Annotated in this window: 12 protein-coding genes; 2 read left to right on the top strand and 10 right to left on the bottom strand. The window is 65.3% G+C overall.

Features of this window, described 5'->3' with window-relative positions; genetic code table 11:
- Window positions 1-4 precede the first annotated feature (4 nt).
- The 10 genes from HQ354_RS10325 to HQ354_RS10370 are packed head-to-tail and all read right to left on the bottom strand — an operon-like array spanning window position 5 to window position 12194.
- Entirely contained in the window at window positions 5-967 is a 963-nt protein-coding gene (locus HQ354_RS10325; protein WP_068427795.1) for an antibiotic biosynthesis monooxygenase, read from the bottom strand.
- The gene (locus HQ354_RS10330) at window positions 968-2374 is read right to left on the bottom strand and encodes a guanine deaminase (protein ID WP_206030422.1); all 1407 of its coding nucleotides are present in this window, start codon (window positions 2372-2374) and stop codon (window positions 968-970) included.
- Between the two features lie 47 nt (window positions 2375-2421).
- Entirely contained in the window at window positions 2422-3051 is a 630-nt protein-coding gene (locus tag HQ354_RS10335; protein ID WP_167674883.1) for a TetR/AcrR family transcriptional regulator, read from the bottom strand.
- A 41-nt stretch (window positions 3052-3092) separates the two neighbouring features.
- Window positions 3093-3854, bottom strand: a complete 762-nt coding sequence (locus tag HQ354_RS10340) for an enoyl-CoA hydratase family protein (protein ID WP_222634941.1) — start codon at window positions 3852-3854, stop codon at window positions 3093-3095.
- On the bottom strand, window positions 3854-5014 hold the full coding sequence (locus tag HQ354_RS10345; RefSeq protein WP_068427787.1) for an acyl-CoA dehydrogenase family protein: 1161 nt from the start codon (window positions 5012-5014) through the stop codon (window positions 3854-3856). Before HQ354_RS10345 ends, HQ354_RS10340 begins: the two co-directional genes overlap by 1 nt.
- Window positions 5011-6963: a biotin carboxylase N-terminal domain-containing protein gene (locus HQ354_RS10350; RefSeq protein WP_222634942.1), complete on the bottom strand. Its 1953-nt coding sequence runs from the start codon at window positions 6961-6963 to the stop codon at window positions 5011-5013. The genes HQ354_RS10345 and HQ354_RS10350 overlap by 4 nt, the downstream gene beginning before the upstream one ends.
- 5 nt (window positions 6964-6968) lie before the next feature.
- Window positions 6969-8567 carry an acyl-CoA carboxylase subunit beta gene (locus HQ354_RS10355; RefSeq protein WP_167674884.1) on the bottom strand — a complete coding sequence of 533 codons (1599 nt, stop codon included), beginning with the start codon at window positions 8565-8567 and terminating at the stop codon, window positions 6969-6971.
- Window positions 8564-9712, bottom strand: coding sequence for an acyl-CoA dehydrogenase family protein (locus HQ354_RS10360; RefSeq protein ID WP_222634943.1), 1149 nt, complete (start codon window positions 9710-9712; stop codon window positions 8564-8566). Before HQ354_RS10360 ends, HQ354_RS10355 begins: the two co-directional genes overlap by 4 nt.
- On the bottom strand, window positions 9709-11400 hold the full coding sequence (locus tag HQ354_RS10365) for an acyclic terpene utilization AtuA family protein (protein WP_167674888.1): 1692 nt from the start codon (window positions 11398-11400) through the stop codon (window positions 9709-9711). The genes HQ354_RS10360 and HQ354_RS10365 overlap by 4 nt, the downstream gene beginning before the upstream one ends.
- A complete protein-coding gene (locus HQ354_RS10370) occupies window positions 11397-12194 on the bottom strand; it encodes a TIGR03084 family metal-binding protein (RefSeq protein ID WP_222634944.1) in 798 nt (265 codons plus the stop codon). The genes HQ354_RS10365 and HQ354_RS10370 overlap by 4 nt, the downstream gene beginning before the upstream one ends.
- Window positions 12195-12285: 91 nt before the next feature.
- Between HQ354_RS10370 and HQ354_RS10375 the strand changes: the two genes are divergently transcribed.
- Both HQ354_RS10375 and HQ354_RS10380 read left to right on the top strand, forming a co-directional pair.
- Window positions 12286-13329: an endonuclease/exonuclease/phosphatase family protein gene (locus HQ354_RS10375; RefSeq protein ID WP_222634945.1), complete on the top strand. Its 1044-nt coding sequence runs from the start codon at window positions 12286-12288 to the stop codon at window positions 13327-13329.
- Window positions 13330-14019: 690 nt separating this feature from the next.
- Window positions 14020-14865, top strand: coding sequence for a DUF222 domain-containing protein (locus HQ354_RS10380; RefSeq protein ID WP_222634946.1), 846 nt, complete (start codon window positions 14020-14022; stop codon window positions 14863-14865).
- Window positions 14866-14958: the final 93 nt, after the last annotated feature.

The raw sequence follows: 14958 nt of genomic DNA on the forward strand, positions 1-14958 counted from the left end.
GGTGCTAGTCGAAGTAGTCCCAGAACTGCAGCCACTTCACCGACGCGAACAGCGACAGCGTCGCCGCGTACACGGCCATCACCACCAGCGCGCCGACGACCGAAACCTTGCGCGACGCCCCGTCGATCGGGTCGAGCCATCGACGGAACCAACCGGTGACCGCAGGCATGAAGAAGTACGTCATCAACCCGACGCTGCAGATCTGGCTCAGCCACATCGACAGCCACGGGGGTGCGCCGACGTCGTCGAGCAGAGGTCCGACGAACCGCGACAGCGTCATCACCGTCGGATACAGCACGAGCAGGACGAGCATCGCCGTCTTCCAGTCCGGCGTCACCTTGGCCTGACCGTCCTCGACTCGGACGATCGAGCCGAACGGCGTGCTGTGGGTGATCACCGAGAACTCGCCCGCGAGGTGTCTACGCAGTTCGGGAAGGGCCTTGGACCGGGTGTCGGACTGCATCCACTCGGACAGTTGACGGTCGGTCCTGAACCGCAGTATCGAGATCCATTCGGTGTCGCTCGGGTCCGCGGGCCCGAGCAGAACCGCACCCTCGAATCCGGAGAAGCCGGAACTCAGCGCGACCAGCTCCTCCTGCGACCGGCGGAAGTCCGTCAGACGACCGTCGACGACGTCGTGCGCGATGATGCCCACTCCCGTCGACGGCGCGTGCCCGTCGACGATCAGCAGGTCCGTGCTGACGCGGGTGTGACCATCCTTCTCCCCCGCGTGCAGCAGCGCGGCGCGGTCGTCGCTGTCGAGCCAGGCGTGCAGATGCTTCTCGGAATCGAACGACACCGACGAAGCCCAGTCGAATCCGCTTCCGACCGGGGTGGACACCGTGGCAGTCAGGAACCCAGGGCTCGTGGCTGCAGCCTCGTGCATCGTGCGAGTCCAGGCAGTGAAGCCGTCGTGCTCGCCTTTCGATCGGAACACACTGACGGCAGTCGCCGCGGACTCGGCCATCTAGGTCACGTCGATCCGACGACCCTGCACGTAGACCTCGGTGATCGCAGGTTCGCGCATGGCCATCAGCACTGCGAAGAGCGTCTGGTCACGAGCCATGGTCGGGTCGTCGGACCGCACGCCGTTGTCGATCACGCCCTGCAGCGGGGGCCACGCCCGCGGGTCGACGACGACGAAGTCCGCTTCCTTGCCGTCGTCGAAGTTGCCGATGCGATCTTCCATGTCGAGCGCCCGCGCGCCGGCCAGGGTTCCGGTGAACAGCATCTCGGCCGGGTGCATCGAGATGCCGTCGTCGCCCGCCTCGGAAATATGGACCTTGAATGCGTCGCCGAGAACCCGGGCCAGCAGGAATTCGTCACCGCCGCCGAAGTCGGAACCGATGGCGACGTTGACCCCGGACGCGATGGTTCGCTTCCACGGCATCGTTCCGGAACCGAGGAACTGCTGCGACGTCGGACAGTGCGAGATCGAGGTGCCCGTCTCGGCCATGCGAGCGAGCTCGACGTCCTGGCAGTGGACCGCGTGCGCGAGGATGCTGCGCCGGCCGAGGAAGCTCTTGCCGCCGACGGCGGATCCGGGAAGGAACTTACCGTCGTACGTGTCGAGGTAGGAGTCGACCTGGTACATCTCCTTCGTCGTCGCCACTTCGCCGGTGCCGGGCCGATCGTTCTCGTTGAGGTGACTGTGGAAGTAGACGCCGCGGTCGCGGACGGAATCGTAGAGTTCACCGAGGTTCTTCAACGTCTCGGTGGTGACCGCGAGCGAGAACCTCGGCACGACGGCCACATGCAACGTCGCCGTGCGGACGTCCCCGGTGTCGGCGGCGTGCCATTTCTCGATCTCCTCGGTGACGAGTCGTACGGCATCGTCTTCGCTGGTGATCAGGGCTGCGGCCGAGTCGGGTCCGGTGGTCTGCACTCCCCGTCCGCTGACGACGCGCAGGCCTCGACGCCTGGTCTCCTCGAACAGTGCGTCCTGCGCGTGCGGGAAGGCCGAGCCGAACACCATCGCCTGCGTCGTACCGGCCGCGATGCGTCGATCGCAGAACTTCACGGCGGCTTCCCGCGCGAAGTCCGGATCGGCGAACAGGCTTTCCGACGGGAAGATGCACGCGTTCAGCCACTCGAGCAGTTGGCCACCGCCGTAGGCGTCGCCGGCGAAGGTCTGCGGGAAGTGGACGTGCGTGTCGACGAACCCGGGGAAGAGGAAGCCCGGGCGGTGGTCGACGACGTTCCAGCTCTCGTGGTCCTCGGGCAATCCGTCGAACGCGCCGCAGTAGACGATGCGTCCGTCACCGCCGACGACGAGCGCTCCGTCCTCCAGGTACTCGAGCGCGTCGGTCGCGCCGTGCACCGTGGGCGATCCGGCGACGTGGAAGATGTGGCCTCTGTGTACCTGGTTCACCAGCGAAGCGAATCACGCCGAGATGCGCACCGCTTGCCGAACGGTCGAAATCATCCGTTCAGAACAGCGATTTCACCCTGTCGAATCTTCAACGAGCTGTCGAGGACGCCTGCCCAGGCCCGCACGATCTCCGCGCGACGACGCGAGTCGTCGCTCAGCACGTCGGCAAGTCCGAGGCCGCGCGCGAGATCCAGCGTGGCTTGAACGAGGCGGTGCGTCTGCGGATCGGAGTCGTCGGCACCGAGGTGTGCGACGGCCATTCGATGCGCGACGCGGCCGAACTTCTCCTCCAGAGGTAGAACCCGGGCGCGCATCTCGGGGTCGGCGGCCGCGGCCGTCCACACCTGCAGGGCGGCCTTGAACTGCGGTCCGGTGTAGTACTCGACGAGCCGCTCGACCACGGCCTGCGTCCGCTCCGGGCCCGGCGGCACCGGAGTCGTTTCCGCCTGGGCGTTTTCCATCCGCGTGTCGAACATCGAGTCCAGCGCCGCGGTGATCAGGTCCTCGCGCGTCGGAAAGTGGTGTTGCGTCGCGCCGCGGGAGACTCCCGCGCGTTCGGCGACGACGCCTACCGTCGTCGCGGCCCAGCCGTGTTCCGACAGCGAATCGATCGTCGCCTCGAGAAGCCGCTGGCGCGTGGCTCTACTGCGGTCCTGCTTCGGTTCACGCGCCGTCACCATCTCGTACTACTTCTCTCCCGGTCTAGCGGCTGACCATCCGGTCATTCCGTAGGCTTCACTCCCGCCCACGATGGCGGACGCTTCTGCAGAAAGGACATCATCCCCTCCCGCGCTTCGTCCGATGCAAACAGCCTCGCCGAATGGGCCGAGAGCTCCTCGCCGCGGGCGTCGAAGCCGGCGAGAACAGCCCGCGTGGTCAGCCATTTCGACTCGGCCAGCCCCTGCGGCGACGCCTGTCTCAGCGAACCCAGGATGTCGACGACGGTCGACGCCGGATCCGAGCTGGCCTCGCTGATCAACCCGATCGCTTCCGCCTCGTGTGCCCCGAACTTCTCGCCGGTCAGGAAGTACCGGCTGGCTGCGCGCGAGTCCAGTCGCGGCAACACCGTCAGGGACACGATCGACGCGGCCAGTCCCAGCCGAGCCTCGGTCAGCGCGAAGGTGGCGGCAGTGCCTGCGACGGCGATGTCACACGCGGCGACGAGCCCCATACCTCCGGCACGCACGTGTCCGTCGATCTGTCCGACGACCGGTTTCGGGGTCTCGACGATCAGCCGCAACAGGCCGAGCATCTGCGACGTCCTGCTCTCGACCGACGACCCGGCCTCGGACAGGTCGGCCCCCGCACAGAACGTGCCGCCCGTATGGGTGAGCACGATCGCGCGCACGTCGGGGTCGTCGGCTGCGGCCTTCAGACCGGCTTCGAGCTCGTCGACGAGGATCGTCGACAGGGCGTTGCGGTTGTGCGGGGAATCGAGTGTCAGCGTGGTGACGGAGTTGTCCGTCGAACTGGTGACTGCCATCAGTAACTCTTCGGCAGACCGAGCGAGTGCTGCGACACGAAGTTCAGGATCATCTCGCGACTCACCGGTGCGACGCGGGCGATACGAGCCGCACCGAGCATCGCGGCCAGGCCGTACTCCTCGGTGAGGCCTGCACCGCCGTGCGTCTGGATGGCCTGATCGAGCGCCTTGATACTTGCTTCTGCCGCAGCATATTTCGCCATGTTGGCGGCCTCGGCTGCACCGAAGTCGTCGCCACTGTCGTACAGGACCGCGGCCTTCTGCATCATCAGCTTGGCCAGTTCCAGTTCGATCTTCACCTGCGCGAGTGGATGCGCGATGCCCTGATGCGCACCGATGGGCGACTTCCAGACGGTCCGCTCGTTCGCGTACTTCACGGCCGCATCGAGCGCGTAACGCCCCATCCCGACGGCCATCGCCGCACCGAGAATCCGCTCCGGGTTCAGTCCCGCGAACAGCTGCATCAGGGCCGCGTCGGCCTCACCGACGAGAGCGTCCGCGGGCAGTCGAACGTCGTCGAGGAACAGCGTGAACTGGTGATCCGGTTCGATGATGTCCATCTCCATCCGGGTCTTCTGGAAGCCCTCGGAATCGGTCGGGACGATGAACAGCGCCGGCTTCAGCTTCCCTGTCTTGCTGTCCTCGGTCCTGGCGACGATCAGCACCGCATCGGCCTGGTCGACGCCGGAGATGTAGATCTTGCTGCCGCGAAGGATCCAGTCGCTTCCATCTCGACGAGCCGTCGTCGTGATCTGGTGCGAGTTCGATCCGGCGTCGGGCTCGGTGATGCCGAACGCCATGATCTTCGACCCGTCGGACAGCGCAGGCAGCCACGCCTGCTTCTGCTCGTCGGTGCCGTACTTGCCGATGATGGTTCCGCAGATGGCAGGGCTGACGACGACCAGCAGCAGACCTGCACCGTGTGCCGCGAGTTCTTCCTGGACGAGCGCGAGCTCGTAGATGCCCGCACCCCCGCCGCCGTACTCCTCCGGCAGGTTGACGCCGAGGAAGCCGAGTTTGCTTGCCTCACCCCACAGTTCGGTCAGTGGTTCGCCCTTGCGAGCCTTCGGTAGGACGTAGTCGACGTAGTTGTAGCGCTTGCCCAGCGACGAGACCGCGGCGCGCAGGCCCTTCTGCTCGTCGGTTTCGATGAAGCTCATTCTTCTCCCTCACTGACAACGGCCAAGACCGTCCCGACTTCCACTTGCTGACCTGCACTGACGTTCAGTTCGGTGAGCACACCGTCCGCGGGTGCAGTCACGGTGTGTTCCATCTTCATGGCCTCGAGCCAGAGGATCGGCTGGCCTGCGGTCACGGTGTCACCCTGTGCTGCAGCAACTCTGACGACGCTGCCCGGCATCGGCGCGAGCAACGAACCTGCCGCGACTTCGTCGGTGGGGTCGACGAAGCGCGGTGTGCGTTCGAGACGCACCGGGCCGAGCGGTGAATCCACGAAGACGTGCGAGCCGTACGTGCTCACCTGGAATGTACGACGGATCTTGTTGTCGTCGAGCACGACTCGGTTCGGCGTGTAGTCGACGAGGGTGACGCCGTCGAGTTGGTCCGTCTTCAGCCCGTAGCGGCCGAGGGTGTATTCGACGGTGATGTCGCCGTACAGTTTTCGCTGCGGTTGCGACGGGAGGTTGCGCCAGCCGCTCGGCAGACCCTTGTTGACCGTCGCCCTGTCGCGGTTCGATGCCGCATCGGCCAACGCCGCCGCGAGTGCCGACATCCGGACTGCCCGCCCCTGCGCGATCGGCTGGGACAGAATGTCGAGGCCGTGCGTGTCGAAGAAGGCCGTGTCGGTGTCGCCAGCCAGGAACGCAGGGTGCTGCAGGATCGCGACGAGGAGGTCGCGGTTGGTCGTCGGCCCGTGAATGACGGCGCGAGACAGGGACTTCGCGAGAAGGTTCGCGGCCTGACCGCGCGTGGGTGCGTACGAGATGACCTTGGCGAGCATGGGGTCGTAGTGGGTGCTGATCGTGCTGCCACTCTCGACGCCCGAATCGACGCGGATGCCCGACGCGGTCAGGACTTCGAAGTGCCTGCCGGGGATGTCGAACCGATGGACCGGTCCGCTCTGCGGCTGCCACTCCTGGGCCGGGTCCTCGGCGTAGAGCCTGACCTCGATCGAATGCCCCTGCGCCGACGGCTGTTCCGTGGGCAACGGATCCCCTGCCGCGACGCTGATCTGCAGCGCGACGAGGTCGAGTCCCGTCGTACATTCGGTGACGGGATGCTCGACCTGGAGGCGGGTGTTCATCTCCAGGAAGAAGAAGTTGCCCTTCTCGTCGGCGAGAAACTCGACGGTGCCTGCACCCTCGTAGCCGATGGCCTCGGCTGCTTTTCGCGCGGCGTCGAACAACCGGTCCCGCATGCCGTCGATGCGTTCGACGAGTGGCGACGGCGCCTCCTCGACGACCTTCTGGTGCCTGCGCTGGATCGAGCATTCGCGTTCGCCCACGGTCCAGACGGTCCCGTGGCGGTCGGCCATGACCTGCACTTCGATGTGCCGCCCGGTCTCGATGTAGCGTTCGACGAACACCGTCGCATCACCGAATGCAGACAGCGACTCGCGCCCAGCGGCTTCGATCTCCTCGTCGAGCTTCGCGAGTTCGCGGACGACGCGCATGCCGCGACCACCACCGCCCGCCGAGGCCTTGATGAGCACCGGGAGGTCGGCGTCGGTGACGTCCGCCGGAGTCAGACGGTCGAGAACCGGCACGCCGGCGTCGGACATGATCTTCTTCGACTCGACCTTCGAGCCCATGAGTTCGATCGCCTTGACGGGCGGTCCGATCCACGTCAGTCCGGCGTTCTGCACCTGCTGTGCGAAATCGGCGTTCTCGGAGAGGAATCCGTAACCGGGGTGGATGGCGTCGGCGCCGGTCTGGACGGCGGCCGCGATCACGAGCTCACCGCGCAGATAGGTGTCCGCCGACGCGGTGCCGGGCAGATGGACCGCAACGTCGGCATCGCGGACGTGCGGGGCATCCGCGTCGGCGTCGGAGAAGACGGCGACCGTGTCGATGCCTTCCTGACAGCAGGTCGTGAAGACGCGTCGGGCGATTTCGCCGCGGTTGGCTACGAGGACGCTCGTGATGGTCATGTCGCTCACATCCGGAAGACACCGAAGGTATCGGTGCCTTCGATCGGGGCAGAGGCGATGGCCGACAAGCACATTCCCACTACCGTACGGGTGTCACGGGGGTCGATGACGCCGTCGTCGTAGAGGCGTCCGGACAGAAACATCGGGAGCGATTCGGCTTCGATCTGGTTCTCGATCATCGCGCGCAATCCGGCGTCGGCCTCTTCGTCGAATGCCTGACCGCGGGCTTCTGCTGCCGCGCGTCCGACGATGGAGATGACGCCTGCCAGTTGCGCGCCGCCCATGACGGCAGACTTGCTCGACGGCCAGGCGAACAGGAAGCGTGGATCGAATGCGCGGCCGCACATGCCGTAATGCCCTGCACCGTACGACGCGCCGAGCAGGATCGAGATGTGCGGAACCGTCGAGTTGGATACGGCGTTGATCATCATCGAACCGTGCTTGATCATGCCCCCTTCCTCGTATTCCTTGCCCACCATGTATCCGGTTGTGTTGTGCAGGAACAACAGTGGCGTGTTCGACCGGTTGGCGAGCTGGATGAACTGCGTCGCCTTCTGCGATTCCTCGCTGAACAGGACGCCGCGGGCGTTGGCGAGAATACCGATCGGGTAGCCGTGCAGCTCAGCCCATCCGGTGACGAGCGAGGAGCCGTACATGGGCTTGAACTCGTCGAAGTCGGAGCCGTCGACGATGCGGGCGATGACCTCGCGCGGGTCGAACGGAATCTTGAGGTCGGTGGGGACGATGCCCAGCAGATCCTCGGGATCCGCGAGCGGCTCGATGACGTCGGCGCGCGGCTCGGGTCCCTTCTTCTTCCAGTTCAGCCGCTTCACGATGCTGCGGCCGATACGGATGGCGTCCTGCTCGTCGACGGCGAAGTAGTCTGCGAGACCGGACTTTCGGGCGTGCATCTCGGCACCGCCGAGGGATTCGTCGTCGGAGTCCTCGCCGGTGGCCATCTTCACGAGCGGAGGCCCGGCGAGGAACACCTTGGAGCGTTCCTTCACCATGACGACGTGATCGGACATTCCGGGGATGTACGCGCCGCCCGCGGTCGAGTTGCCGAAGACCAGTGCGATCGTCGGAATCCCTTTCGCGGACAGCTGCGTCAGATCGCGGAACATCCGGCCGCCCGGGATGAAGACTTCCTTCTGGGTGGGCAGGTCCGCTCCGCCGGATTCGACGAGCGAAATCACCGGGAGACGGTTCTGGGTCGCGATGTCGTTGGCGCGGAACCCTTTCTTCAGCGTCCACGGGTTGCTGGCACCGCCGCGCACGGTGGGATCGTTGGCCACGATCAGGCATTCGACTCCACTGACGACGCCGATCCCCATGACCGTGCTTGCGCCGACGGGGAATTCACTCCCCCAGGCCGCCAGCGGGCACAGTTCGAGGAATGCGGAATCCTCGTCGATGAGGAGTTCGATACGCTCGCGAGCCAGCAACTTTCCGCGCTTCTTGTGTCGCTCGACGTATTTCTCGCCCCCGCCGAGGAGCGCCTTCGAGTGCTCGGCGTCGATCTCGGCGAGTTTGGTGTTCATCGCCCCCGTCGCATCGGTGAACTGCTCCGATGCGGTGTCGAGAGTGGACTTCAGCACGCTCATGCCTGGTACCCCAATCGTTTCGCTGCCAGTCCGGTCAGGATCTCGGTGGTTCCGCCGCCGATACCGAGGATGCGCATGTCGCGATACTGGCGTTCGACTTCGCTTTCCCGCATGTAGCCGAGGCCACCGAAGAGTTGCACGGCTTTGTCGGCCACCCACTCCCCGGTTTCGACGGCGGTGTTCTTCGCGAAGCAGACTTCGGCGATCAGGTCGTCGTTGCTGTCGAGCGATCGCTCGACGACGTTGCGGGTGTAGACGCGTGCGATGTCGATCTTGCGCGCCATCTCGGTGACGGTGTTCTGCACGGATTGTCGTGCGATGAGCGGCTTTCCGAACGTCTCACGGTCGCGCACCCACTGCAGCGTCAGGTCGAGGCACCGCTGCGCACTGGCGTAGGCCTGGGCGGCGAGGGCGATACGTTCGGTCAGAAAGGCCTGCGCGATCTGCGCGAACCCGGAATTCTCTGCGCCGACGAGGTTCTCCACGGGCACTCGGGCGTCGGTGAACGACAGTTCCGCGGTGTCCGATGCGCGCCATCCCATCTTGTCGAGCTTGTTCGCGACCTCGAAACCGGGGGTGCCCTTCTCGACGACGAGTAGCGATACCCCGGCGGCACCGTCGCCGCCCGTCCTGACGGCAGTGACGACGAAGTCCGCACGGCAGCCCGACGTGATGTAGGTCTTCGCACCGTTGACGACGTAGTGGTCGCCGTCGCGCACCGCCTTGGTTCGCAGATGTCCGACGTCGGATCCACCGCCGGGTTCGGTGATGGCAAGCGAGCCGATCTTCTCGCCCGCGAGGGTCGGGCGGACCCACTTGTCGATCTGCTCGTCGTTCCGTGCTGCGACCAAGTGCGGCAACGCGATTCCGCTGGTGAACAGCGACGCGAACAAACCTCCCGACGCACCGGCCTGGTGCATTTCCTCGCAGATGACGACGGCGTCGGCGAGGTCGCCACCGTCACCGCCCACGTCCTCTGGGAAGCCCGCGCCGATCAGGCCCAGTGCTGCGGCCTTCTTGTGCAGTTCGCGCGGTAGTTCACCGTCGGATTCCCACTGCTTCAGGTGCGGCTGAATGTCCTGTTCGACGAAGCCGCGAACGGTCTTCCGGAGCTGCTGCCGCTCCGGCGTCGTCCAGATCGTCATATGTCTCCTTGGAATGCGAGCGTTTCGGGAATGTCGATGTGGCGAGACCGAAGCCACTCGCCGAGGCCTTTGGCCTGAGGATCGAAACGTGCTTGTGACGCAACGCCTTCGCCCAAAATCCCGTCGATGACGAAATTGACGGCTCTGAGGTTCGGCAGTACGTGTCGGGTGACGGTGAGCTCGCGCGTCTCCGGCAGCATCTCTTTCAGCTTCGACTCCGTCAGTGCATGTGCGAGCCAAGCGAATTCGTCGTCGGTGCGCACCCAGACGCCGACGTTGGCATTGCCGCCCTTGTCGCCGCTACGGGCGGCCGCGATGGTGCCGAGCGGGAGGCGGACGGTGGGCTCCGCCGGACGCGTGCCTGGAAGCTCGGGAGGATCCAGAGGTGCAAGCTCACGGGTCTCTTCGGCAGGGCGGATGTCGCGCCGCGTACCGTCCGGGAGTACCGCCGTATGCGGCACGGCGGCGATCGGTACGAAGCCGGCCGTGAACACACCGTACGGACCGCCGTTCGACGGCGGGGCCGTCAGCGAGAAGCCGGGGTAGCTCGCGAGTGCGAGTTCTACTGCCACTGCGGAGAATTGGCGGCCGACGATGTTGGGGTCGCTGTCGCGCGCGACGCACCGAAGCACGGCGCTCGCAGTTTCCTCGGTGTCGGCGTCGGGCTTGTCGCTGCGAACGAGGGTCCAGTCGAGCTCTTTCGGCCTCGTCGGCAACCAGGCTTCGAATTGTCGACGGGCGAGTTCGGCTTTCGCGTCGATGTCGAGTCCTGTCAGCACGAACGTGAATTCGTTGCGGAAACCGCCGAGCGAGTTGAGCGAGACCTTCAGCGTCGGGGGCGGTGCTTCGCCGGTGACGCCGCTGATGCGGACGCGATTGCTCGATTCCTGTGTCAGTCGGGCCGTGTCGATCCGCGCGGTGACGTCGGGGTTCGCGTAGCGCCCACCGGTGATCTCGTACAGCAACTGGGCGGTGACGGTACCGACGCTCACTGCGCCGCCGGTCTTCTCGTGCTTGGTGATGACCGAGGAACCGTCGGCCTCGATCTCGGCGATCGGGAAGCCGGGACGGGACATGTCGGCGATCTCGGTGAAGAAGGAGTAGTTACCGCCCGTCGCCTGGGTGCCGCATTCGATGACGTGGCCGGCGACGACAGCCCCGGCCAAGGCGTCGTAATCGGTTGGTGTCCAACCGAAGTGATGTGCGGCTGGCCCGACGATGACGGACGCGTCGGTGACGCGCCCGGTGACGACGACGTCGGCGCCCGATTTCAGGCATTCGACGATGCCCCACGCGCCGAGATAGGCATTGGCGGTCAGTGGCGAGCCGAGGCCGAGTTCCTGTGCGCGCGGCAACAGGTCGTCGCCCTCGACATAGGCGATTTCGGCGCCGAAACCGAGCTTGTCGAGCGCGTCGACGAGCCCTTCGGGATTGAGTCCGCCCGCGTTGGCGACGATCTTGACACCCTTGTCCAGAGCGAGCCCGAGGCAGTCCTCGGCCTGGCGCAGGAAGGTTTTCGCGTAGCCGCGGGTGGCGTCCTTCATCCGGTCGCGGCCGAGAATCAGCATCGTCAGTTCGGCGAGGTAATCGCCTGTCAGATAGTCGAGTTCGCCGCCTTCGAGCATCTCGCGCATCGCCGAGAGACGATCGCCGTAGAAGCCGGAGCAGTTACCGATCCGCACGGTCATCGTTTGTCACGTCCCGATCCAGGTGGGCCCGCGAAGGCCTGAGCGATGGTGAGCCAGTGCTGTGCGTCGTCACCGACGGCCGTGAGATCGAGGTCGTCGCGGTGAGCGCGCTGGGTCACCAAGAGGCAGAAGTCCGCCGCCGAGCCGGTGACGCGCTGCGACGCATCCTCCGGTCCCCAGGTCCAGAGCTCGCCCAAGGGGGAAGTGAGCTCGACCCGGAACGGCTCGGCCGGCGGAGTCTGCTGGTTGACGGCGTAGGCGAAGTCGCGTGTGCGCACCCCGATGTGTGCCACGCCCTTGATGCGGTCGGTCGGCTCCCTGACGATGCCGAGTGCGTCGGCGACGTCCTGGCCGTGTGCCCACGTTTCCATCAATCGGGCTGTCGCCATGGACGCCGCGCTCATGGGCGGGCCGAACCATGGGATCTTCACTCGCGCAGGCACTTTCGCGAGCGCGTCGGTCATGGCGTGCCTGCGGGTGCGCCAGGTGGTCAGCAGGTCCGGCTTGGCAGCCTCCTCGTCGGCGGCGGCGTCGACGAATCCGGTGGGGTCGGCCCACGCTTGCTTCAGTGCTACGTCGAACTCGGCCGCCGCGTCGGCGTCGCCTGCTGCACCCGACGTCGTCCGCTCGGCGACGTTGTCTGTCCAGGACAGGTGTCCGATCTGGTGAGCGATGGTCCATCCGGCGGCGGGAGTAGGCGTCGACCATTGTTCTTGGTCGAGGTCGGCGACGAGCGCGTCCAGCGCATCGCCTTCCGCGCGGAGGTCATCGACGATCGAGTCGAGGTCGGCCATGTGGACAGCATTCCAGCGGGTTCGTAAAAAAGCAAGCGCGCCTGCTTGTTAATTCACGTGCTGTTCAGATGCAGTCTTTACGGTGCCGGGCATGAGGATTTTCGCCGGTGTTTGTGCTGTTGCCGTGTTGGCCGGGTGCGCGTCGCCCGCCGAGAACGAGACGTCGACCATCAGGGTTGCGACGTTCAACGCGAGCATGAATCGAAGCGCCGCGGGCGAGTTGGTCGCCGACCTGCAGGGCGACGATGCGCAGATACGTGCGGTTGCGGACATCGTCGGGCAGAACGATCCGGATGTGCTGCTGATCAACGAGTTCGACTATTCGGGTCCCGATGCGGTGAACCTGTTTCGTGATCGGTACCTCGACGGCAAGTACGAATTCTCGTACACGGCGCCCGTGAACACGGGCGTCGACTCGGGGCTGGATCTGGATGTCGACGGCGCCACGGGTGGCCCGGGAGATGCCTACGGGTTCGGTCAATTCCCTGGCCAGTACGGAATGGTGGTGTTGTCGAAGTATCCGATCGACACCTCGGGCGTGCGTACGTTCCAGAACTTCCTGTGGAAGGACATGCCGAATTCGCTGTTGCCACGCGACTACTACGGGGAGGCGTCGGACGCGTTGCGCCTGTCCAGCAAGTCGCACTGGGATGTACCGGTGGATGTCGACGGCCGGACGCTGCATGTGCTGGCGTCGCATCCGACTCCCCCGTCGTTCGACGGCCCGGAGGATCGCAACGGCAAGCGCAATCACGACGAGATCCGACTGACGGCCGACTACATCTCCGGTGCGGAGTATCTGTACGACGACAACGGAGTTCGTGGCGGATTGGACTCCGGTGCATCGTTCGTCGTGGTGGGTGATCAGAACAGCGATCCGGTCGACGGCGATTCGGTGGCTGGGTCGATTCAGCAACTGTTGGATCACCCTCGAGTTCAGGATCCTGCGCCGACGTCGGAAGCCGGTAGTGGAACGGACACAGCGGATTTCGCCGATCCCGTGCCCGGCGATCTGCGGGTCGACTACGCCTTGCCATCGGACGACCTGACAGTCGCGGGCTCGGGTGTTCATTGGCCGGCCGGGGTGGAACACCCGTCGGACCACAGGTTGGTGTGGGTGGACGTGCAGATTTAGGGCCCTCGCGCGACGGCGTAGGGCGCGTGTATATTCGTCGTCTCCGTCTCTCGGACGGCGTCTTCAGGCGCGGCGCCGGTTGACGCTGTGGCCGGACGTCGTCGACGGGGTTCGCGAGTTGCGGGGATCGGCTGTGGTGGACGAGTGTCGTCGATGGTGAATCGGCCGAAAAGCACGAAAGCGATTGAGGCGCATCGCTGACCGCCGAGATGTTCGACGGATTCGAGCCAGATGCGTGTTGCACGAACAAACGTGCCGATACTTGGGTGTGCGCCCTGAGCGTGCAGCGATGGTGGCGTCGCACCCGTACGATCTGCGGGCGGCTCGAGATCTGGGAATGTCAGCTGTGTTCGTATACCGGCCTCTCGAGTTCGGGCGCGTCGAGGATGCTGTCGCGTCGAGGATGCTGTCGCGTCGAGGATGCTGTCGACGACGTGGACAGCGAATTCGACCACAGGGTCACGGATATCCGGGATGTGACGTAGAGGCGTTCGGGTGCCCGGGCCCAGTCCCATTGATGCGTGACGCTGGTCGATGCCTGTCGCGATGGGCGCGGCGCGTTCTTGTCGGTGGCATGTGGTAGCGCCCGCATCATCGAAATCCGCTGTGACGCAGTACTTTTCCTTGACATCGCGATCTCCGGTGGTATAGTCGAACACAAGTTCGAATCGAGTCGGGGGGCTTGAATCCATGCCGTTCACGGAGCGCAGCGCGTTCGCGAAATACGTCGGACCACAGAAGAAACCGGTCATCGACACCGACCTGTTGGGTGAACTGTCGCAGGTCGCGGTCCTGGAAAACCAGGCCTGCGCACGGAAAGTCGCTCTGGCGGCGCAGGTGTGGGATTCGTGCATCCATCAAACCATCCAAGTCGGGGACCTGATCACCGACGCCGGCAACTACGCCGCCTCCGAAACCGCGAAAATTTTGGGCTGCTCGAAAACCGTCGCAGACACCTTCGCCGAAATCGGTATGGACCTACGCCTACGCCTGCCCGCGATCAAAACAGCATTCGAATTAGGCGAACTCGACCTCGCCCGCGTCCGCGCGATCTACCGCGTCACCTCCCCGCTGTCTTTGGATGCTGCCACCCGGATCGAAGCCGAAGTACTACACGCCGCCAGAAGGCTCTCGCCCGGACCATTGGCCACCGAAATCGCCGCCATCATCCAGCGCACCGCACCCGACGAAGTCGCCGAAACACGAGAAGACCTGAAAAAACTCACCGGAGTGCGCTACCGCGACAAAGACCTGATCGCCACCATCGAAGCGACCCTCGACGCCGCCGACGCTGCCGCCTGCTGGCAAGCGATCACCGAAATGGCCGCCACCGTATGCCCGCGCGACCCTCGTACTCGCAGCCAGCGCCTCGCCGCCGCCTACACCGCGTGCATGCGGCGCGAAACCCATCTCGCCTGCACCTGCGAAGTCGACGAAGACCACCCCTGCACCGCCAACCGTGTGCTGCCCGACCGGCGGGTGCCGTTGACGTCGATCACCCTTGAAGTACCCCAGGTTTTGTTCCGTTCTTTGTAGGAGGATGGAGCTATGCCACGTCAGTACCCGCCGGAGTTCCGGCAGCGAGCAGTGCGCATGGTGGAGACGGTGTTGGAATCCGACGCCGAGCTC

The organism is Rhodococcus sp. BP-261 (assembly GCF_019835205.1).
GTDB lineage: Bacteria > Actinomycetota > Actinomycetes > Mycobacteriales > Mycobacteriaceae > Rhodococcoides > Rhodococcoides kyotonensis_B.